Annotated in this window: 18 protein-coding genes; 5 read left to right on the top strand and 13 right to left on the bottom strand. The window is 58.4% G+C overall.

Translation table 11 applies throughout. The features are described from left to right. Positions 1–73 precede the first annotated feature (73 nt). Positions 74–1216, top strand: coding sequence for a DegT/DnrJ/EryC1/StrS family aminotransferase (locus AC1DYW_RS10935; RefSeq protein WP_477226146.1), 1143 nt, complete (start codon positions 74–76; stop codon positions 1214–1216). Positions 1217–1230: 14 nt separating this feature from the next. Here AC1DYW_RS10935 and cysQ read toward each other — a convergent pair whose 3' ends face one another. Genes cysQ through AC1DYW_RS10915 form a run of 4 tightly spaced genes read right to left on the bottom strand, consistent with a single transcriptional unit; the run spans position 1231 to position 5165 of the window. Beyond that, entirely contained in the window at positions 1231–2043 is an 813-nt protein-coding gene (cysQ, locus tag AC1DYW_RS10930) for a 3'(2'),5'-bisphosphate nucleotidase CysQ (RefSeq protein WP_477226434.1), read from the bottom strand. A gap of 10 nt (positions 2044–2053) precedes the next feature. Then, positions 2054–3991: a sulfate adenylyltransferase subunit CysN gene (cysN, locus tag AC1DYW_RS10925; protein ID WP_457151336.1), complete on the bottom strand. Its 1938-nt coding sequence runs from the start codon at positions 3989–3991 to the stop codon at positions 2054–2056. A gap of 2 nt (positions 3992–3993) precedes the next feature. After that, a complete protein-coding gene (cysD, locus tag AC1DYW_RS10920) occupies positions 3994–4899 on the bottom strand; it encodes a sulfate adenylyltransferase subunit CysD (RefSeq protein ID WP_095089719.1) in 906 nt (301 codons plus the stop codon). Positions 4900–4943: 44 nt separating this feature from the next. Continuing rightward, positions 4944–5165 carry a hypothetical protein gene (locus AC1DYW_RS10915; RefSeq protein WP_477226145.1) on the bottom strand — a complete coding sequence of 74 codons (222 nt, stop codon included), beginning with the start codon at positions 5163–5165 and terminating at the stop codon, positions 4944–4946. Between the two features lie 214 nt (positions 5166–5379). On the opposite strand from AC1DYW_RS10915, the gene AC1DYW_RS10910 reads away from it, so the two are divergent. Further along, positions 5380–6705, top strand: a complete 1326-nt coding sequence (locus AC1DYW_RS10910; RefSeq protein ID WP_477226144.1) for an O-antigen ligase family protein — start codon at positions 5380–5382, stop codon at positions 6703–6705. After that, the gene (locus tag AC1DYW_RS10905) at positions 6702–7649 is read left to right on the top strand and encodes an NAD-dependent epimerase/dehydratase family protein (protein WP_477226143.1); all 948 of its coding nucleotides are present in this window, start codon (positions 6702–6704) and stop codon (positions 7647–7649) included. Before AC1DYW_RS10910 ends, AC1DYW_RS10905 begins: the two co-directional genes overlap by 4 nt. 49 nt (positions 7650–7698) lie before the next feature. On the opposite strand, the gene AC1DYW_RS10900 is transcribed toward AC1DYW_RS10905, so the two are convergent. From AC1DYW_RS10900 to AC1DYW_RS10890, 3 genes are all read right to left on the bottom strand, one after another. After that, complete coding sequence (locus tag AC1DYW_RS10900) at positions 7699–8238, bottom strand: sugar transferase (protein ID WP_457151340.1); 540 nt, start codon at positions 8236–8238, stop codon at positions 7699–7701. A gap of 121 nt (positions 8239–8359) precedes the next feature. Next, positions 8360–9292: a glycosyltransferase family 2 protein gene (locus tag AC1DYW_RS10895; protein ID WP_477226142.1), complete on the bottom strand. Its 933-nt coding sequence runs from the start codon at positions 9290–9292 to the stop codon at positions 8360–8362. Between the two features lie 244 nt (positions 9293–9536). After that, complete coding sequence (locus AC1DYW_RS10890; RefSeq protein ID WP_477226141.1) at positions 9537–11525, bottom strand: SDR family NAD(P)-dependent oxidoreductase; 1989 nt, start codon at positions 11523–11525, stop codon at positions 9537–9539. 341 nt (positions 11526–11866) lie between these two features. Here AC1DYW_RS10890 and AC1DYW_RS10885 point away from each other — a divergent pair, with 341 nt between their 5' ends. After that, positions 11867–12658 (top strand): ABC transporter permease, encoded by a 792-nt coding sequence (locus AC1DYW_RS10885; RefSeq protein ID WP_477226140.1) that lies wholly within the window; start codon positions 11867–11869, stop codon positions 12656–12658. A 134-nt stretch (positions 12659–12792) separates the two neighbouring features. Beyond that, the gene (locus AC1DYW_RS10880) at positions 12793–13365 is read left to right on the top strand and encodes an ABC transporter ATP-binding protein (protein WP_477226139.1); all 573 of its coding nucleotides are present in this window, start codon (positions 12793–12795) and stop codon (positions 13363–13365) included. Positions 13366–13489: 124 nt separating this feature from the next. Here the strand turns inward: AC1DYW_RS10880 and AC1DYW_RS10875 are convergent, their stop codons facing one another. The 6 genes from AC1DYW_RS10875 to AC1DYW_RS10850 form a co-directional block, all read right to left on the bottom strand. Further along, on the bottom strand, positions 13490–15331 hold the full coding sequence (locus AC1DYW_RS10875) for a rhamnan synthesis F family protein (RefSeq protein WP_477226138.1): 1842 nt from the start codon (positions 15329–15331) through the stop codon (positions 13490–13492). A gap of 324 nt (positions 15332–15655) precedes the next feature. Beyond that, the gene (locus AC1DYW_RS10870) at positions 15656–16753 is read right to left on the bottom strand and encodes an acyltransferase family protein (protein ID WP_477226137.1); all 1098 of its coding nucleotides are present in this window, start codon (positions 16751–16753) and stop codon (positions 15656–15658) included. A 413-nt stretch (positions 16754–17166) separates the two neighbouring features. After that, positions 17167–19140, bottom strand: coding sequence for a rhamnan synthesis F family protein (locus AC1DYW_RS10865; RefSeq protein ID WP_477226136.1), 1974 nt, complete (start codon positions 19138–19140; stop codon positions 17167–17169). A gap of 51 nt (positions 19141–19191) precedes the next feature. Further along, complete coding sequence (locus tag AC1DYW_RS10860; RefSeq protein WP_477226433.1) at positions 19192–20235, bottom strand: NAD-dependent epimerase/dehydratase family protein; 1044 nt, start codon at positions 20233–20235, stop codon at positions 19192–19194. 151 nt (positions 20236–20386) lie between these two features. Further along, positions 20387–21301: a lysylphosphatidylglycerol synthase domain-containing protein gene (locus AC1DYW_RS10855; RefSeq protein WP_477226135.1), complete on the bottom strand. Its 915-nt coding sequence runs from the start codon at positions 21299–21301 to the stop codon at positions 20387–20389. Further along, positions 21288–22268: a glycosyltransferase family 2 protein gene (locus AC1DYW_RS10850; protein ID WP_477226134.1), complete on the bottom strand. Its 981-nt coding sequence runs from the start codon at positions 22266–22268 to the stop codon at positions 21288–21290. The genes AC1DYW_RS10855 and AC1DYW_RS10850 overlap by 14 nt, the downstream gene beginning before the upstream one ends.

Below are 22268 nucleotides of genomic sequence, written 5' to 3'. Positions count from 1 at the left end.
GCTGCGGCTTTCTCGCCCGGCACAACTCTGATACCAGCGGCCGGTTATCTGGCTAACCCGTTTTGAGGCCGACATGCAGTTCATCGATCTTGGCGCGCAGCGCGAACGAATCCGCGACCGGCTGAAGGCCGCGATCGACCGTGTCGTCGAAGAAGGCCGCTATATACTCGGCCCGCAAGTCACCGAATTCGAGAACAAGCTCGCCGCCTATGTCGGCACCAAGCATGTCGTGGCCTGCGCCAACGGCACCGATGCGCTGCTGTTGCCGCTGTTTGCGGCCGGCGTCGGCCCGGGTGATGCGGTGTTCGTGCCAAGCTTCACTTTCGCCGCCACCGCCGAAGTGGTGGCCTTGGCCAAGGCGGAGCCGGTGTTCGTCGATGTCGACCCGCATAGCTACAACATCGACATTGCCAGCCTCGAGGCAGCCATCGCCATGATCAAGAAGGAAGGCCGGCTGAAGCCTAAGGCGATTATTCCCGTCGACCTGTTCGGCCTTGCCGCCGACTACGATGCCATCATGGCGATCGCCAACCGCGAAGGGCTGATGGTGATCGAGGATGCCGCCCAGTCGATGGGCGGGTCAAGCGACGGCAAGATGTGCGGCTCGTTCGGCGCGGTTGGCTCGACCAGCTTCTACCCGGCAAAGCCGCTCGGCTGCTATGGCGACGGCGGCGCGATGTTCACCAATGACGATGCGCTGGCCGAACAGCTCAGGTCGTTCGCCTTCCACGGCAAGGGCGAGACGCAGTACGACAATGTCCGTGTCGGCATCAATTCGCGGCTCGACACCCTACAGGCGGCGATCCTGATCGAGAAGCTGGCCATCCTCGAAGACGAGATGGTGGCCCGCCAGGTGGTGGCCAACCGCTACGCCGAAGGGCTTGGCGATATCGTCACCGCGGCCCGCAATCTGGACGGCAGCCGGTCGGCCTGGGCACAGTATGCGATCGAGACGCCCAAGCGTGACGGGCTGAAGGCGCATCTCGGCGAAAAGGGCATTCCGTCGGTCATCTATTATGTGAAGCCGCTGCATACCCAAGTCGCCTATCGCGACTACCCGCGCACGCCGACCGGCCTTGCCGTGTCGGAGGACCTGCCGAAGCGGATCCTGTGCCTGCCGATGCACCCCTATCTCGGCGAAGCCGACCAAGACCGGATCATCGAGACGATCCGCAACTATATCGGCTCGAATTCGGCGCAGGCCGCAGCCGAGTAAGCTGCCGGCCCGCCTCAGTTGCGGCTGGCCTCGCCTGCCCTGCTGCTGGCGCCAACCCTGCCACTGGCAATGAAATGCGGATTGGCGAAATCCTCGTCATCGCTCTGCTTGCGCTTGCCGTAGACCAGGGGCTGGCCGTCCAGCGTGCGCGTCATGCCGCCGGCCGCGCGCAGCACGGCATCGCCCGCCGCCGTGTCCCATTCCATGGTGCGGCCGAAGCGCGGATAGACATCCGCTTCGGCGCTGGCAAGAAGGCAGAACTTCAAGGACGAGCCGACCGAGACGATCTCGGCAGCACCGAGGTCGCGAATATAGGCCTCGGTTTCCGGCGTGTTGTGGGAGCGGCTGGCGACGACGGCCAATGGTTCCACGGCCGTCCGCACCGAGATCGGCCGGCGGCCTGTGATCCGGTAGTCGTTGTCGACCTCGATCGCTTCCGCCCTGCCAGGCCGGCCCGAAAAAAAACGGCCGCTGCATGGAGCGAAGACGACACCGACTTCCGGTACGCCATGGCGGACCAGCGCGATGTTGACGGTGAAATCTGTACGGCGGTTGACGAATTCCTTGGTGCCGTCGAGCGGATCGATAAGAAAGAAGGCGCCATGCAGGTCCGGCGGCACTATGCCGGCGGATGCTTCCTCCTCGGCCACGCACGGGATGTCGGGAAATGCGGCGCGCAGCCCGGCGAGAATGATCTTCTCGCTCTCACGGTCCGCCTCGGTCACCGGCGAGGCGTCGGACTTGCGGTCGACCGCGCAGCCGGCATGGAAGACACGCATGACCTCGCGGCCGGCGGCCAGGGCCAGCCGCTCGAAGATTTCGAGCATCAGCCTGTCGTCAGATGCCGCCGCCGTTGTCGTATTGGTCTTCGGCAATGTCGCGCTCGTTCAGCCAGTGTTCCAGGGCGTCTACCATCTGTTCGGCCGATTTGCCGAGCGTCTGCAGATGGATTTCCGGTTTTTCCGGCGCTTCGTAGGGTGAATCCACGCCAGTGAAGTTCTTGATCTCGCCATTCAGCGCGCGGGCATAGAGGCCCTTCGGATCGCGCCTGGCGCATTCCTCGAAGGGCGTGTCGACAAACACCTCGATGAATTCGCCGTCGGCCATCAATTCGCGCGCCATGCGCCGCTCGGCGCTGAACGGCGAAATGAACGAGACAATGACAATCAATCCGGCATCGGCCATCAAACGCGCCACTTCGGCGACGCGGCGGATGTTCTCGACACGATCGGCGTCGGTGAAACCAAGATCGCGGTTGAGACCATGACGGACGTTGTCGCCATCCAGGATATAGGTATGGCGGCCGGTGGCGAACAGCTTCTTTTCGAACAGGTTGGCGATGGTCGACTTGCCGGAGCCCGACAGTCCGGTGAACCAGAACACCGCGGGCCGCTGGTTCTTCATGTCGGCACGGACGCGCTTGCCGACATCGAGCGATTGCCAATGGATGTTCTCGGCCCGGCGCAGCGAGTGCAGGATCATGCCGGCGCCGACCGTGGCGTTGCTGATGCGGTCGATCAGGATGAAGGCGCCGGTGGTGCGGTTCTCGGCGAAGGTATCGAAGGCGATCGGCGTCCGCGTCGAGATGTTGCAGATGCCGACTTCGTTCATGTCAAGCGACTTGGCCGCCTCATGGGCGAAGTCGTTGACGTTGATCCGGTACTTCAGGTCGGTGACGGTGGCGCTGGTCTGATCGGTCTCGGTGCGCAGGATGTAGGAGCGGCCGGGCAGCAGCGCATGCTCGTCGAACCAGACGATGTTGGCGGCGAACTGGTCGGCGACCTGCGGCCGTGCGGCCGGCGAAACCAGCATGTTGCCGCGCGAGATCTCGACCTCGTCGTCAAGGACGAGCGTTATGGCCTGGCCGGCGGCCGCCTGGGCCAGGTCGCCGCCATAGGAGACGATCCGCTTGACGCGCGAGGATTTGCCGGACTTGGCGACGACGACCTCGTCACCGGGTGCAACCGAACCGGACGCGATCGTGCCGGCAAAGCCGCGAAAGTCGAGATTGGGGCGGTTGACATACTGGACCGGGAAACGGAACGGCAGTTCGACCACCGCTTCCTCGACCGAGACGGTCTCGAGATGCTCGATCAGCGTCGGACCAGAATACCATGCCATGCTGTCCGAGCGGCTGGTGACGTTGTCGCCGTAGCGGGCTGACATCGGGATCGGCACGATGGTCTGGAAGCCGAGATCGCGCGAGAATTGCCCGTAGGCCTCGGTGATGCGTTCGAAGACCGCCTGGTCGAACCCGACGAGATCGATCTTGTTGACCGCCAGCACGATGTGCCGGATGCCGAGCAGCGAGGCGATGATCGAGTGACGTCTCGTCTGCGGCAATACCCCTTGCCGGGCATCGATCAGCACGATCGCCAGGTCGGCGGTCGAGGCGCCGGTCGCCATGTTGCGCGTGTATTGTTCGTGGCCGGGCGTGTCGGCAACGATGAACTTGCGTTTCGGCGTGGCGAAGAAGCGGTAGGCGACGTCGATGGTGATGCCTTGCTCGCGCTCGGCCTCGAGACCATCAACCAGGAGGGCGAAATCGATGTCGTCGCCGGTCGTGCCGTGTTTGCGCGAATCGCGTTCGAGCGCGGCGAGCTGGTCTTCGAAAATCTGCTTGGTGTCCGACAGCAGGCGCCCGATCAGCGTCGACTTGCCGTCATCGACCGAACCGCAGGTCAGGAAACGCAGCAGCGACTTCTTCTCCTGCGCCGCCAGGTAGTCGCGGACGCCGTCGGTGGGTGCGAGGCTCTTTGCCATGATGTGGCGCATGGTCAGAAATACCCCTCGCGCTTCTTCTTTTCCATAGAGCCGGCTTCATCGCGGTCGATCAGGCGACCCTGCCGTTCGGAGGTGCGCGCGGTCAGCATTTCGCCGACGATGGCTTCCAGCGTGTCGGCATCCGATTCGATGGCGCCGGTCAGCGGATAGCAGCCGAGCGTGCGGAACCGAACAAGCCGGTTCTCCACCGTCTCGCCGGGACGCAGTTTCATGCGCTCGTCGTCCCGCAGGATCAGCATGCCGTCGCGCTCGACCACCGGCCGCTGCTTGGCGAAATAGAGCGGCACGATCGGGATGTTTTCCTGCAGAATATACTGCCAGATGTCGAGCTCGGTCCAATTCGACAGCGGGAAGACGCGGATCGATTCACCCGATGCGATGCGGGTGTTGAATATCTTCCACATCTCGGGCCGCTGGTTCTTCGGGTCCCACACATGCTGCGCATTGCGGAAGGAGAATATGCGCTCCTTGGCGCGCGATTTCTCCTCGTCGCGGCGGGCGCCGCCAAAGGCAGCGTCGAAACCGTATTTGTCGAGCGCCTGGCGCAACGCCACGGTCTTCATCACATGGGTGTGGGTGTTCGAACCGTGATCGAACGGATTGATGTTATCGCGCACGCCGTCTTCATTGACATGAACCAGCAGATCGAAACCGAGTTTCTGCGCCATCTGATCGCGAAAGGCGATCATCTCGCGGAACTTCCATGTCGTGTCGACGTGGAGGAAAGGGAATGGCGGCTTGGCGGGATAAAACGCCTTCATCGCCAGATGCATCAGCACCGAAGAGTCCTTGCCAACGGAATAGAGCATGACAGGCTTGGCGAAGGCAGCCGCAACCTCGCGGAAGATATGGATGGACTCGGCTTCAAGCCGTTGAAGATGCGTAAGCGCAATGGTCATGGACTGTAAGCGTTCTTTCGTGCCTTCCGACAGAAGACCTTGCCTCAAATCATCGGGCTTTTTGCGCCCGGTTCAAGCCTTGCTTCTGGATAATCTCTTTCGTGCCGGCGTTCTAGCAGATCGCCGTTGGAGAGAACAATGCTGGACTGGCCCCGCGGCGCACGGTTCGGGAATGAATTTTCCATGGGCGCGGCAAAACCCGGAAATTCCTGCTCACAGGGCGAGCCGCTAGGAAAAGCGAGGGAAAATATTGCCTGACTGAACATGCAAATTGCCACGTGAGAGCCTCAGCCAGGCCACCATCGGTGGCCATCGATTTCTGGCGGCAATCCCACCTGCCGCACTATCGAAAAAAGGGCCAAGCCGCTATACCGGCTGCTGAAGACGAGCACGACGCATGATGGAACACGTGCTATTTCGAGGCGATATCCGTTGCCGCCGACGACACCTATCGCTCCCAGAGAATTGTGACGTAGAGCATTGAACCGGTTTTCATCGATAAGACAGCAATTCACTGCCTCGCGGGTGAATGTCTACTTCTCCATCCTTTGCTTCTTTTTTCCACCGGTTCTGGGATCGTTGGTCAGTTTTGTGTTCAATGGCGGAGCCCTCGCCTCCCTCGCGCTGATTGCCGCCGGGAAAAGGCGCTTCAACATCGACCGGCCCATGATCTGGCTGACGGTCGCGATCTATGCCTATTGCGCAGCCAATCTCATGGCTTCGATCGTCAACAACGCGTTGGTCAGAGATGCGCCACATCTGATCCCGCTCGTTACCTTCCTGTTTTTCCCAATCTCCTATTCGACCTGGAGCATCACGCAGAAAGCCACGCTTGCCCGTACTATCGTGCTCAGCAGCATGGCCGCCTGTTTTGTCGCGCTGCTGATGGCCGTCATCCAGCAATACTGGATTGGGGTCAGGGCCGAGGGCGGGGCCGGCAATCCGATCGTCTTCGCAACCGTCGTCTGCCTTGCCGTGGCGGTCTGCATGGCCGGTGCCTTGTCAGGCATAGAGCGAGCCCGGAACCCCCTCTTCTACGCCGCACTGGCCGGGACGATCGCCATCATCTATTCCGGTTCGCGTATTGTCTGGCTGGCGCTGCTGATTGCCGGCATCGCCGTTCTTTTGATCAACCATCAGAGGCTCAGAGGCAGGAATGCCGTTCGCGTGCTGCTGCTGCTGACGGCAGTCGGTGTCGTGATCGCGGCTTTCGGCTCCCAGGCGATATCCGGGCGCGTCGACTTTCTGCGCTCCGATTGGGATGCGCTTGGGACCCACGACAACTACGACACCTCGTTGGGAATACGTGTTGCCCTTTGGGACATCGGCCTCAAGGCATTCCATGACATGCCGGTGTTTGGACATGGTGTGGGCGCGAGCCAGCTTCTGATCAAGCAGGGCTTTCATGACCAGTTCGCAATGGACACAGGCTTCAACCATTTCCACAACGGCTTCCTGACCGCCTTGGTACAAGCAGGAATTCTGGGCGCCATGACGCTGGCGGCGATCTTCGTCTTTGCTGCTGGAAATGCCGTCCAGGTCTTGCGAGACAGCAGCGATCCGGTCGAGCGGTTCGGCGCGACCATGATTGTCATCGTCGTGATCACCTATCTCACAGCCGGGATGACAGGCATCCTGATCGGCCATGACATTCTGGACTCGGTGCTGATGGTCTTCCTGGTGTGCGGGACGTATCTTGCCTCCGGACGTCAGGCTCCGTTGGCGGAAGGGCAAGCACTTCCACCAGAGATGGAAGGGCAGGCGCTTCCACCAGCCACCCAAGAGCTGTCGCGAGCAAGGCAATGAAAGTCTTGGTGACAGGTGCGACGGGTTTCATCGGACGTCTTGTCGTGCACCACCTTCGCGACGCCGGCGCCGAGCTTCGCCTCGCCTCCCGTCACCCGGAGAGGCTGGGTTCGGGAAGCGAAGCTGTGGCGATGCCCGGTTTCGATGCGCCGGCCGCGGCCTTCCTGGCGCTGACCAGGGATGTGACCCATGTCGTCCATTGCGCCGGCCTCAACAATGGTCAGGGCGACGCCACCGAAGCCGATTATCGGGCGGCCAATGTGGAATTGAGCGCGCGGCTGGCGCAGGCAGCGGCCGCGCAGGCTAGTGGACGTTTCATCCACCTCTCCTCGATCCGGGCCGTGATCGGCGCTCGCGCCAGCGCAACGATCGACGAGAACACGCTTCCTGCCCCGCAATGCGTCTATGGACGCTCGAAGCGCGAAGCCGAAATCAAGGTTCTCAACGCCTATGCGTCGCACGGCCGTTCCGATGCCGTCGTGTTGCGCCTGCCTCCGGTCTATGGAAGCGGCATGAGGGGAAACCTGGCGACGCTGATGCGCCTGGCCGATACGGCGCTGCCGCTGCCGACAGGCGCCTTGGCGGGAATCCGCTCGCTGATGTCCTCCGAAGCCGCGGCGCGAGCGGTGTCACACCTGCTGAGCCATTCGGAACCGCTTCACCCGATCTATGTCGGCGCCGATGTGCCACCGGTCACACTCGCTGCCATCATTGCCGCCTTTCGCAGGGGTTTCGGACGGCCGACGCGCCTGATCACGGTGCCGGCCGGCATGATGCAGCCGGCCGCATCCGTGCTAGGCAAGCGGGCGTTTTGGGACAGCATGACCGCGACGCAGATATGCGATCCTTCGCTGCTGATATCGCAGGGCTGGGCACCGGAAACCGGTACGCTGGAGCGGCTGGCCGACCTGGCGCGGCTCCGTGAACGTCGACCTCTCGCTTGACCATGACCTCTTCCCAAAACCGGCTTCGGTTTTTGGGATCATGGCCTGCTCAGCTTCGATAGAGCGTCCCAAACAGGATCCGAAGGTCGAGCCAGAACGATGCCGTGCTGAGATAGGCGGCATCGGTTTTGGCCAAAAGCTCGGGGTTCGACATGTCGATGCCCCTGATCTGGGCCAGACCCGTTATGCCCGGAAGTGCCACCAAGACCCCTAGTCGCCTTCGACACTCGATCAATTCCGTTTGCGTCGGCAGACAGGGACGCGGCCCAACCAGGCTCATCTCGCCCTTCAGAACGTTCCAGAACTGGGGTAGTTCGTCGAGTTTGAACTTCCGCAAGACCTTGCCAACCGAGGTGACGGAGTTCGTAGGCGCCTCGTGCGTGGGCAATGACGGCGTTCCAACATACATCGTGCGCAATTTGTGACAGCGAAAAAGCAGGCCGTCGCGACCGACCCGCGTCTGCGAAAAAATGGCCGGACCGGGTGATGATGCGCGAACAGCAAGGAAGGCGAGCACCAGAACAGGCGATGTGACCACCAGCAGCAGAGCCGCGCCGGCAAGATCGAAGATTTGCTTGGTTGCCTTCATGAACGGCCGATAGCGCTCCCTGCCAAAGCCCCGAGACAACGCCGCAGACGAAGCCCGTCAATACGGTCGACGTAGCATGAGGTCATCTCCTGGCCAAGCACACCATGCAACCGTTCGATGCTCAGATGCGTCCGAGGATAAATGCGAGATAGAGCCCCAGGGTGCCGGCAAGTGTCTGCCGATAGACACCGCTTTTGCGCAAGCCGCCCAAACGCTGGAAAAGATTGCCCTGCCGCCCTTTTGTGAACAGATCGACGCACGCCGCTGCATCCTCGGTCAGCAGGTCGCGGTTGACGGCAAGTCCGTCAAGATTGCGATCCGTCCAGCCGGCAAAGTCGCCCTTGAACAGACGGCCAAGCCGGGAAATCCTCGCCCTCCACGACACGTTGGCGCCAACCAGGTTTGCCGCATGCTGGCGGTAGCGCACCAGCGGCCGTGGATCGTAGCGGACGATGCCGCCGGCGGCGGTCACGATGAGATAGGCCCACCAGTCGTGGCTGACGAACTCGGTTTGCGCTGAGGCCCTGGCCAGCAGGTCGCGGGCCGCGGCGTTGAGCAGGATGGTGTTGCCGCCGGCGATGCTTTGCACAAGCGCGTTGCGAAAGGATGGCGACCGGCGAAACAGCGGCGAATGGCCGACGAGGCTTCCGGATTCGGTCATGGTCGCGGTTCGCGAGCAAAACATCAGCGGGATTTTTGCGTCATAAGCCTGCATCCAGCGGACAGCGCTCTCCAGCCGGTCGGGCTCCCAGATATCGTCCTGGTCACAGAAGGCATAGCAGTCCGCATCGATACGCCGATCAAGGATCATCGACCGGAAATTGGGGGCGAACCCTTGCCGCGGCCCCTCCACCAGGGTCACTCGACCCTTGGGCCAGCGGGATTTCCACGTCTCGATGATGGCAATCGTGTCATCGACGGAGCCATCGTCGGAGATCCACAGGTCGATCAGAGGGTGCGACTGCGCGAGCACGGATTGCAGTTGCTCATCGATGAAGGCGGCGCCGTCTTTCGTGCCCATCAGGACTGCGATGCGCGGATCTTCTTTGCTCACGAGCTTCAAACACCCTGCAAATGCCTGGGAATGGCTAGAGCGGTTCATCGTTTCACGGAAACGCAGAACCGCTCAATTCCTTGTTTCGACGCAATTCCGGACGGAAAGCCGTTTTCACACTTTTTCCTGGAATTGCTCTATCTCTTTGTTTTGACGCAATTCCGGACGGAAAACCGTTTTCACACTTTTCCTGGAATTGCTCTAGGTTCGTCCAATCCACGATCAAGATCGATTCTAGATCGGGTTAGGTCGCTTGGCGGGCCGTTTTCGGGATCACGGCCTGATGGATGCTCCCCCTGGCCTTCTTGGCCTGGTCAAGGCCTGCCAGCACGGCGAGCGCGGCATCCTTGTCCTGGTTCTTGACCGACTGCTGCAGCGCTGTCAGCGCGGCCTGGACATCCGACCATTCCACGACATCCGTGCTCAGGCCGAAGATCTTCGAAATGCCGAGTTCGACGAGTTCCTCATCCTCGCCATGCAGCATTTCGTGAAGTTTCTCGCCCGGCCTTATACCGGTGAACCGGATCGGGATGTCCGTGTAGGGGCTCTTCCCGGACAGGCGGATCATTGTTTCGGCCACTTCAAGGATCGGCACCGGCTTGCCCATGTCGAGCATATAGACGGCATAATCGTCCCCGCTTTGCCGCGATGCGGCATCGGCGGCCGACATGATGACGAGATCGACGGCTTCGGCCACTGTCATGAAATAGCGTGTCATGCGCCGGTCCGTGATGGTGACCGGCCCTCCGGCCTCGATCTGCGCCTGGAATATGGTCGCCACCGAACCGTTGCTGCCGAAGACATTGCCGAAGCGAACGGCCACGAACTTGGTGACCAATCGACGCGCGCCCGGCTCGCTTGTGGGGGGCCCATGCAAGGCGCTGATGATCTGTTCGGCAGCCCGCTTTGTCACGCCGAGCACCGATGAGGGATCCACCGCCTTGTCGCTCGATATCAGGACAAACTGGGCAACCCCGCATTTGGCGGCGACTTCAGCACAGACAAGCGTACCGAAGACATTGGTCTGGATGGCCGAATCCCAGTTTTCCTCGAGCAGCGGAACATGCTTGAGCGCCGCGGCGTGAAAGACGATGTCCGGTCTGAATTCCGTGACGACACGCGTTATCTGGCGCCGATCCGCGACATCGACGATGCGGACCTTGAGGCGGTCGTGGTCCTTCTCGTCAATGTACTGGCTCAACTGGAAGATGCCGAACTCGGAGTTGTCGGCGACGAGCACCGCCTCCGCCCCCAGTTCCAACGACCGTTTGACCAACGTTCGGCCGATCGACCCGGCACCGCCCGTCACCAGAACGCGCTTGCCGCCAATAAAGGTCCCGATACGCTCGACATCGGAAGGCACTGTCGGGCGGCGTAGGATCGTTTCCATCTCGACCGCGTCGAGAACCAGTTTTCCCTGCTGTTCCAGTTCCGAAAGACCGGAGAACTGCACCACACTTATGTCGCCATGCCGGGCGACGCGGACCAGTTCCGAATACTCCTCGATCTCGTGCTCGGCGCCACTGCCGAAAATCAGCAAGTCCAGGCTTTCGGTGCCTGTCGCATAGTCTTCCAGGACGTCGATCAGCCGCGGCCGATTCGCCACCACGGGAACGCCTTGAATCCGCGTGCCCAATTGTACGCCGCGCTCGGTCGCCATGATCCCGGCGATGGAATAGTCCGCCGGCTCCGCCGTGCGCGTGAAGCGAATGATCAGGTCGGCTTCCCCGAGTCGGCCAACGAACAACGCCTGCTTGGCCTGCGTCTTGCCGGTCTTGGTGCTCAGAATGCCCCAGCTCGCGCCGTCACGCAGGAAGCGGTAGAACAGCCGGGGCGCCGATATGATCGTGAAGGAGACGAGGAAGAAGACGATGAACTGGCGCTCGTTGAGCCCCTGCACAGGCTGGAAGGAACGAGCCAACATTGACGTGGCGTACAGAGCCAACGTCAAAATTGCGCAGCTCTTCAGGATATTGAAAAAGTCGGGCGTCGAAGCGAAGCGCCAGACGGTCTTGTAGAGACCACAATATCTGAACAGGAAGTGGCTGATGACGACAATGCCCCCCCAGGTTCCCAAACCCTGGTTGGAGAGCGGATCGAACGAAAGATTCGACCGCGAAAGCACAAGGCTGAGCGCCACGGCGACCAGGACCATGACCACGTCCTGGACCATGATGAAGGCGCGCCGCATTTCCGGCCTGAGTCCGAATACAGCTTCGAGGTAAGAATTCATTGGACTGCACTAGACTCCAGGCTCACGGACATCAACATCACCAAGGTGCGAGCACGAATATGCTTCGTGGCCGATCGCTCTTTCAAAGTGCTATCCCTGGCCCCTGCCCTGTTGTATCGCATACTGCGGCCTCGAAGTCATAGCTAGATGTTTTTTCAAGAGAGCGCGAGGGCAAGCGATCGGACCCGAGGCCCAACTCGCGACATTAAAACGCAGTGCGTTGCCATAAGCACGTCGCAATGGCTATTAAGAGCTCCGTGGTGGTTCGTCACGGGACTTGAAGCGATGAAGCGCCGGAAAAACCAAGCGCTGGAAAAAAGCAGATTGCGATACTCCCAACGATGATTGCGGCACTAAACGGCGCTTTTGACGATATCTCCAAGGCCGTGCGGTTGCACCGGGTCTGGGTCGCGCTCGCCCATGAGGACATCGGCGACCAGCACCGGCGCACGACCCTGGGTCCGCTTTGGATGCTGGTCAATTATTTTGCTTTCGTCGGCACATTTGTCTTCGTTTTCGTGACCAAGGACGCCAGCGACCCAAGCTACATAGCCTATGTCGCCATCGGCATGCTGGTGTGGTTCTACCTCACCGAAACCATCACCATGAGCGTGTCACTCTTCCAGCGCGAAGCGAGCTTCATTCAAGGCACGACGCTGCCATTGTTCGTGTATGTGATGCGATTGACGATGCAATGCATCATCCGGGCTGGTTATTCGTTGGCGGGTTGCGTTCTTATTTTGCTGCTGGCCGGTTACGGGATCAACACAAACTGGCTGCTGTCGTTGCTGGGCCTGTTGCTCATCGTCGTGGCCACTCCTGCACTTGTCACGGTCTTTGCGTTCTTGGGCGCCTTCTTTCCCGATAGTGAGTTCATCGTCGGGAACCTGATGCGGGTGGGCATGTTCCTGACGCCGGTCTTCTGGGTCTACAGCGGGCAAGAGGGCGTTCAAAAATACGCCTATCATTGGAACCCGTTCACCTACTTCCTGGAGGGCGTGCGTGAGCCGATCACGGCGGGCATCTTTCCGACGCATGCGTTGACGGTGACAGGCTACGTTTGTCTCGGCGTCTGGGCCCTTGCGTTGCTGCTGCTGGGCCTTTATCGCAAGCGCATCGTTTTCCTGATCTGAGTTCCATGACCTCCATCAAACTGAACAATGTCAGCCTCGTTTATCGCCTGTTCGAAAAGTTGACGCTTTCGGCGCCTGGCCGGCGTCGGAGCGCTCTCGGCGGCAACATATCGAAGTCGGGCACCAAGCAGGTCGTGCAGGCGCTCGACGATGTCAGTTTCGAACTCAAGGCGGGCGACCGGCTGGGGCTCGTCGGCCCGAATGGCGCCGGTAAGACCACCCTGCTCAAGGTTCTCTACGGAATCTACCAGCCATCGGGCGGCACGATATCGATCGCGGGCAAGGTCGATGCCTTGTTCAACATCAGCATAGGGTTTCGTCCAGAGGCCACCGGGCGCAGAAACATCGTGCTGAGGGGGCTGATCAGCGGTTGGACGCTGGCCGAGATCGAAGAGAAGATGGAAGAAATAATCGATTTCAGCGAGCTGGGCGATTTCATCGACCTGCCGTTCAAGGCTTACAGCCAGGGCATGGCGGCACGGCTGGCATTTGCAGCAGCGACTGCACTTGAACCTGAAATTCTGCTGATGGATGAATGGATCGGCGCCGGCGACGCGTCATTCCAGGAAAAAGCCAAGCGACGCATGGACGAGTTGGCGGAAAAGGCCGGTATCATCGTGCTGGCCAGCCACGACGAGTCGCTCATCCAGCGCGTTTGCACGAAGAAGATGACGCTTCGAGCTGGCCGGGTAGAGTCGCTGACTTAACAGCGCCTCGCGATTGATTGGCCTCCCATCCTCGGGTGCCGAAACCTCAAATGGGATATCGCCTGAGCGAAATTCACCTAGGTCGCCTGGAGCCTTTCCCGAGTGAATTGGCCATGGGGTGAGCTTAGTTTGTCGCGCCGCGACCAAGCGTGATCATCCTTCGCAGACCGCGGTAGATCGGCCTGAGGATCCTGAACGCAGTTGGCGATGTGGTCACGATCGATCTCTTGATCGAGAAGAGAAGGCCACGAAAGGACCTTGCCACTCCCAAGTTTCCGAATTCCGCTGGCGCTCCGTCCGCTAACAATGCCTGCAATTTGGCTTCCAACATGACGTAGTTGTGAGCCGCATTCCTCGCGGTCACCACATGCCGGAAGGTGTATCCGGCGTCGATCGCGACATAGGCAATGATCCGCTCTATGGCGTGGACCAAACTCCCATCCCGATAATCCATGTTGGCGAAGTCGTCCCAGGTCCACTTATGTTCGAAAAGCTTGCTGAGAGCGGCAGGACGAAACCAGTACATTCCACCGTAAGGCGCCACGGGCGAATTGGCATCCAGATGCACGATCAGATCCAGCTGTTTGGCTATCTTTTGGACGTTGTCCTTGTTGCCAAACCATGAGTTTCCAATGGTCGGGTAGCCGATATGAATCATTGGCGGCATGACAAGACCAAGCGCCGGATTTCTGGCAAAAAGCTCAAGCAAATTCGAGACATATCCAGGCGTGTGAAGAAGGTTTTCAAGGGTGTGAAGCTTGAACAGTTCCCCCTTGGCGCCGTCTTGGGAAGATTGCTTGGAATGTATCCGGCAGATCAGGTCGTAACGGTCTTCGAGCACGTAATCGCGGCACCCGATGAGGAGAGCGGAGGTATCCCTGCCGTCGTTCTCGACAACCAGAACGACGGCATTTCCGACGTTCTGCGCCTTTGCGATTGCTTGCTGGATCAACGCCTGCTTGTTTGCATTGTCGGTCGTGATGATCAGGTCGTAGCCCTTCGGCACGTTTTCGGTGTAGCCTAGAATCTCGTCGATCATGTCGACGTGATATACGTGCGCGAGAACCGCTATCCGATAGTCGTCCCAGTTCCTTTGCGGACCGACCTGTACATCCGGCAGGACGGAGAGCAACGCAGCGTTGCCATTTAGCGTACGAGGCGGGCCCAGGCGGCCAACGCTCTTCCATATCAGCGACAGATCATAATCGGATTGGTTCTCTATGATCTCCAGCGCGCGCGGCAGATTGATGGCCTCGCGCTCGAGGAACAGCGTGTCATGAAAAAACAGCCGCTTCTTCAGGATCGGGCTGCGATCCTCCAGCGTTTTGTCCGGCTCCATCAGCACTGGATATGACGTCTTGTATCGTGCGGGATCGAGCAAAACCGAACAGGCATAGCCCAGGGCCTGGAAATGCCCTGTGAACACCGTCTCATGCTTCGCGATTGAGTCCATGTAGGAGTTGATGGGCCCCATCTTGGTCCAATAATCCCGAAACGCCTTTGACTGATGCAGGGACCGCCGCACCGCGATGAAATGGGAGTTGAGATGGAAGGGCAGCTCCGCCTTTCTGACGTCGATCGGATTGGGCCTCATCGCCCCGTGAGCGGAGATCCCCCAGAAATCACACTGACGCTGGTCCATCTCCGAGAACATTTCCGAGAAAGGGAAAATCGGCCCGTAGAAGGTGTGGTTGAAGAGCAAGATCTCGTCGAAGTTCGATAGTTCGTCCCACCCGATATGTTCGAGCGCAGTCCGATAGGCCCACACATCGAACCCTTTGTTTTCCCTGATCAGGAAGCTGTCGGCGGCCTCGGAAAGGCGAGATTCGGCCTCTTTGTCCACCGGACCGTTGCAAACCACCAAAACCTTCTCAACAAAAGGTTTGATCGATGCAATCAGGTGAAAATAATACTCATCTATCTTGCCGTGCTGGTCGTAGTAAAATGCGATAGCCAGACGCCTCATCGACGTATCTCTCTTTGGTGCATATAGCACTTGAAATTGGAGCGCCCCGATACCGGACCGAAAGAGGCGTTGGCCGCATCCTGCCACCCAGGCGTCATCGAGGGATGATGTCTCCGGGTCGTCTCGTCGAAGTCCGTGATATGGGCGCTATCCTGCAGAGGACATCAGGTGCACGCATTAGACCATTCGATGCCGATAAAAAAGGCCGGAGGGACGCGATCCTGTCCGGCGCAGACATGCGGCGTGCCAAATGACCCCACACATAAGCCATGCAGAAGGTAACCGGAGTTACCTCCAAAGAAGCCTTGGGAATGGACAAGCGGCCTACCCCCTTGAAGACTCAGCGAGAACCGGCTCCCCCGTTGCAAGCGCGCCGACGTTTTTGCGGCCGGCGACCCGAGACGAAAAGCGCTTGCCCCATTTGTTGACTGGATCTTCAACGAAATAATTGAGCAGGAAGGCAGACGGGATCACCAAGGCTAAAGTCATCGTCAGACTGAGTATGAAAGCAATCGTTGGACTCTCGACCATCCCCTGGATCGACCTCATGGTCGGAATGAGCACGACGATAAAAATGCTGTGAAGCAGATAGACCGAGTAACTGATTCTCCCCAGCCATGCCGAAACAGGATTGACGATGACAGCAACGGGGAGAAGGCCGAGCCCGACCACCAACGCACCAAACATCACCCCTTCCCAATAATACTTGTCGAATATCGCAACCTTATTTGCGGTGATTGCAAAAAACATCACAGGCACAAACGTCAGTAGGGCCAACCCTATCTGCTTCCTTTCCGGACGCTTTTCCAATATCGGCAGCAAATAGAAAGCGATAAGGCCGAATGTAAAAATCGGAGCTCGATAAAGAATTGAATACAGATAGTAATTGAATGGATCAGCAACAAATAAATTTATATTCATAAAGAAAAGGGTGGCTATGCATATAGAAACAAAAAATACCGAAACCGATAGAATTACACCTTTAGAAAACCGATACAACAAGGGGAATATCATGTAAAATACCATTTCCACGCCAACCGTCCAACCCGCCGGAACAATGGACGTCTGGTAGCCTGGAACCAGATTAAACAGAAATGTCATATTCAATAGGATCGATTTGCCGTCGATCTTTACGCCGCTGAAATTGTGAATGCACATGACCAGGATCATCAAGTAAAATAGGGGAGCAATCCTAAAAAAACGGCGAAGCGCGAACCCCAGAATCGGTCGAACTTCCCGATCATGAACCGGCATACTGAGGCAGAGTGAAAACGCACTCACCACGAAAAACAGTTCCACTCCCATGGTGCCGTTTACGACAAACAGATCGAGAAACGGTGCAACTTGAAGACGCGGAGATGGAAGCATCGCTACGTGCACAACGACGACCCAAATGGCTGCCAGCCCACGCAAGGCGTCCAAGAAGGGCACCCGATTTGGAGCTGCGTTGTACCTGCCTGCCAATTTAGGACCTCACGGAGATTTTAGCAGCACCCCTACTTGGAACAAGGCGGCTACGCAACCTGTCGGCTTTGCGAGGGGCATCGGCAAAGGCGCTACGTCAAGGCCGGCGCCACCCGTCGACACCGGGAGAACTATCGGCGGCGGACAGCATACCATTGGCTGCGGTCAAATCTGTTCCCGCGCCTTCGGCCCCAGCCGTCGCTCTAAGATTGCGCGAAATTCAAAAGGTGCGGCGTGGCATTGACTTGCTGCATGTCCAGGCCAATGAGACCGAGATTGGCAAGTGCCCCTATTGCGGATCGGAACATCGGGGCGTGAATTGCCTAGCGTGCGCATCAATGTAGGCTGCAGGAAAAGCGCTACTCTTTTCGCTACAGAAGTACGCCGAGAATTGGCTTCAGGACCGCCCTTATGCCGCGATAGAACGGTCTGAGTATTCTGAACAAGATAGGCGATCTGAACTTCAGAGAGCTCTTGATGGCGAAATTGAGTCTGGCCAGAGCGTGTTTCACTGACGTCTGCGGCCCTGACGTCAGCGACGTCTGCGTCGCTGGCGTCATTGGAATCTGCATCGTTGACGCCCCCAAGGGATAACCGGCGTTCTTCCACTCAGACAACAGATGAGCATGCCACGGGAAGTCGTGCAGTGGCAGCATGCCGACAAGCCTTTGCATCTTGAACTCCAGCATGCTGTAGTTGTGCGCCACCTGATGCGCGCACATAATGTGCTGCGTGGTAAATCCGGCATCCTGAGCAGAGTAGGTGATCAGCCGCTCCAGCACGTGAGCCAAGCCTCCGTCAATATGATCGGGCTCGGCATTGAACTCTTCCCATTTCCATTTGTGTTCGAACATTTTGCGCAGCGCGCGCGGCCGGAACCAGAACATGGTGCCATAGGCTGCCACCGGAGTGGTGTCATCGAACTTGACGTCGATGTTCAACAGGCGCGCCGTTTCCTCGGCCCTTGGCTTGTTGACAAACCACGAGTGCCCCATGGTCGGGTAAGAGATATGAAAGATCGGCGGAATGGCGACGCCGACTGAAGGATTGTCGTGAAACATGTCCAAAACATTCTGCACGTAACCGCGGGTATTCAACAGATTGTCGAGCATGTGCCGCTTGAACAGATTGCCTCTCGACGACTGCACTTGAGGCGATTTTTTTGTATGCAAACGGCAGACGAGGTCATAGCGATCGTCGATGAACAGATCTCGGAAGGAGATGAAAAGCGACGACATGTCACGACCGCGGTTCTGCTCGACAACGCGGACGATGGCCTTCTTCACGCCAGGTCGCTTTGCCAAGGCGGCTTCGATCTCGGCCTTCTTTTCCGGCGTATTCGTGGTGGCAATGAAGTCATAGGGAACCGGAATGTTCTCGGTCAGCGCCAGCAACTCGTCGAGCAACTCGGTGTAGTAAATATGCGCGCAGACGGCCACCTTGCCGTAGTCGGCAGCAGCGTCGTCATCCTTGATCCGCTTGTCCGGCAGGACGCTCATCAGCGCCGCGTTGCTGTTGAGGTTCCTCAATTCCGAAACGCGCAGAACGTTGCGCCAAATCAAATTAACGTCGTAGTCGGACGTCTCTTTAAGTATCCGCAAAGCGCGCGGCAGATCGACGGCATTGTGCTCCAGAAAAGTCGGATCGTGAAAAAACGTTCGCCGCTTCAGCAGGGGGAAGCGGTTGATGATTGTTTCGTCGACGTTGATGAACGCCGGATAGTGCGAGCCATACTGATCCGGATCAACATATGCTTCCGCGGAATAGCCAAGGTCTGTAAAATGCTTGGTAAACTGCGACTCATGAAGCAGAACAGCATCGGTGTAGGTTTTTATCTCCGGCAGGTTCTCCCAATATCTTTTGAAGGCGCGAGACTTCAGCATCTCGTTGCGAATTGCAATGAAGTTTGCCGTGAGATGACGGGGCAGATGGCCTGTTCCGGTAAATGGGTTTGGCGTCATTTCCCGATGGGCAGAAGCGCCCCAGAAATCAGTGTTCCGCCCTTCCATTTCCGAAAACATTTCTGAAAAGGGGAAAAGAGGTCCGTAGCAAGTATCGTTCAGCAGGATAAGTTCGTCATACTTGGAAAGCTCATCAAAGCCGATGGCTTCGATTCCGGCCTTGTATCCACCGACATCAAATCCCTCGTTCTTACGAATCAGGAGCTGATCACATACTTTTGCCACCGCCACTTCAGAATGTTTTGAAAGATTGCCGTTGGAGACAACGACAATTCTTTCAACCAATTCTCTCAGTTTGGTCAGTAAAAATATGACATACTCGTCCGCGATGCCGCGTTCATTATACAGAGAAAACACAGCAACACGACGCAATACAGAGCTCATTCGTCGTCCCCTCAAGAAATCCAGATTTTCCAAACCAGCAGAGCCCAAATTCTAGCCGAGCTGTGCATCTATCCATTCGGAAAGCTGGTCGATCCCCTCGCCCACACTTTTCAAAGGTCGCCATTCCAGTTCGCGGACCGTCCTGTCGATATTGGCGACAGCGCACCGCACGTCGCCGTTGCGGAACATGCCGTTGACGTGCGGCTCCGGCGCCCCATACCGCTTTGCGATGATCCTCGCCAGATCGAGAACCGTGGTCTTGTAGCCAGTGCCGACATCATAGGCGAACGATTGCGACAGATTTGTTCTCGTGGCCTTGTCAATCGCCGAGGCGACATCGTCGATGAAGACAAAATCCCTTCCGATATCCCCGTCTTCGTAGATCGGAATGCTCTTGCCTTCCTTGGCCATCCTGATGAACAACGACACAATTCCCGTGTAGCTGTTCGTCAAGGACTGGCCAGGACCGTATACGTTCTGGAGGCGGAGCACGTTGACGGTTGTCCCGAACGAAAGAGCCCAAGCTCGCAATATCTGTTCCTGGGTTAGTTTGGTGGCTCCGTAGATGCTGGTTGGATTCGGTATCGTTTTTTCCGCGTCCATCGGCAGAGGCTCAAGCCCGGGAAAATCCCATTCCGCGCGTTCAAGCTGCTGCTTCGATCGCTGACCCGGATAGGTTACCTCTCCCGGATTTCTGGACCGCCATGCCCCTTCTCCGTAGACGGCGCGGCTCGAAGCCAGGACAAAGCGCTCGGGAACATGCGATACCGTGGCGAAGGCATCCAACATGCGGGTTGTGCCGAGGACATTTGCTATCGCGTGGCGAGAAGCCTCTGTGAGCGACTGTCCCGTGCCCGTTTCAGCCGCCAGATGCACGACAACTTCAGGTCGGGTGGTTTCCAATGCCTGCGCCCAGGTGGAAGCCTCCGTCACATCCGCAACCATGAGCTCAACGCGAGGATCAAGTTCGGCAGGGCGCTTTCGCTCAGCGTGAATCTGCGGATGCAAACTGTCGATGACAACTACGCGATCGAAGCGATCTGCCAATTTGGTGGACAACGCGCATCCAATGAATCCGGCTCCACCGGTAACCATACATGTCTTGGGCATTCAAGCAGCATTCCGTGTTCCATTAACCAGGCTGTTCGTTATCAGCGTCAACCTCATTTGAACAGGTATAGAGCACCTCTCCGGTGGAATTGGATTTGAGGTGTCGCATTCGGGCAGCCACGCGCAATGCCATGCGCTAATCTGGTTCTGCGGTCCATTTTCGATAGCCAAACTCGCCAGCCGACAACAGAACATCGCCCAGAAGGGTGATAATCCGATGCGTAACCGCAACGGCGGTGGCCGCGGCCGCGGGTATGCCGATCGAGGAAAGGCCCGCGATGAAAACCGCTTCCCTCACACCCAAACCGCCGGGAGCCCCAGGCACAACAAAACCAAGCAACCAGCCGGCGGCTGAGACCCCGATCACCATCTGCCACTCGATCGTGGGTCCGTACAGCACATGGACAAGGAGGACGACGATCAAGCCATTGGCAAGGAAAAATAGGCCGTAGCAAGCGACGCTGATCGCAGCCATCGAAAATGCGAGGTGTTTTCGGCTCTGCTTAAAATATCGGCCCGCAACGAGGGGGGCCAGCATAAGGGCCGCCAGTCCGGCGCCGATATAGACTGCTGATGCCAGATAGCGGCTTATTCCGTAGTCCTCGCCGATCTTGAGCAGGAAGGAGAAGGAGAAGAGCAGTGCCACGCTTCCGGAGGCGAGGACCATCAAAACGATCTCCATCACCTGCGCGTAAGAAAGCGCATCCTTTGCAGCACCATATCGGGCCGCCAGGACAAAGCGTCCGACGAGATGGATGACGTTGGTCGGCAGATATTTGTAGACTTGGGTCCGCGCGAAAACGCGCATTGCACGGACCGCGGAGATTGCCTTTTCTCCGACCGAAACCAACAAGGTGAACCAGGCAAAGCCCACCAGCTGCAGCGCGAGCGCATAAAGAAGCGCACAGGACACGACCACGGCAACAAACCGAGGACGCTGCAGCATATCGGCGAGCTGATCGGCGTATCCGTAGACGGAGCGTATGACAAAATACATTGCCGCAATGGCAATGACGGCACCGCCGGCGCGAATGATCCTAGAGTTCGGCACGAGCGCCGATCGGCTTCACAGGCAGCCTGCCGTCGGAACTTGCAATTTCTGCGACAATGCCCGGGTCGCGATTGCCACGGGTCGCAACAATCAACTCGGCGACCATGCCAAACAGCGTGAACTGCACCCCGACGATCATCAGGAGCGTCGAGACAAGCAGCAACGGACGGCCGCCAATGGCTTCACCGCCGAACCACCGCGCACAGAGAAACAGGAAAATCAGGAAGCCAATCGAGAAGACGGCCACACCCAGGCCACCGAAAAGATGGCCGGGGCGCGAATTGAACTTCGTGATGGTCACGACTGTGAGCAAGTCCAGGAAGCCCTTGAGCAGGCGACCAACCCCATATTTGGATTTTCCAAATCTGCGCGGGTGGTGCTGCACGACGATCTCACTGACCTTGAAACCAGTCGCATAGGCCAAGGCTGGAACGAAACGATGAAGCTCGCCATAGAGGCGAATGTTGTCAAAGACCTCGGAGCGATAGGCTTTGAAGCCGCAGTTGAAATCGTGCAGGCTGACGCCGGTGACCTTGGCCGTCACTCGATTGAACAGCTTTGAAGGCAGCGTCTTGCCGAGCGGATCGTGGCGCACCTGCTTCCATCCGGAAACGACATCGGAGCCCTCTCGGATTTCGTCCAGAAAACGTGAAATTTCCTTCGGATCGTCCTGCAGGTCTCCATCCATCGTGACGATGATATTGCCCGACGCGTTGGAGATCCCTGCCTGCAGCGCGGCCGCCTTGCCGAAATTCCTCCGAAGCCGAACGCCCTTTACATGGGGGTAAGCCCTGGTGGCGGCCAGAATCTCCTTCCAGGTATTGTCCCGACTGCCGTCGTCAACAAAGATGACCTCCTCGAGCGAGGCGGCATCGATCTGCTCGAAGGCGGCCTCGATCTGGGCAATCAAAGCCTGAACAGTGTCTTGCTCGTCCTTTACAGGCACCAGTATCGAGACTGTCTGCAC

Source organism: Mesorhizobium sp. P2_D5 (genome assembly GCF_056404355.1).
The sequence above is the reverse complement of the archived record's forward strand: the minus strand, read 5'-3'. Positions and strand labels throughout refer to the sequence as shown.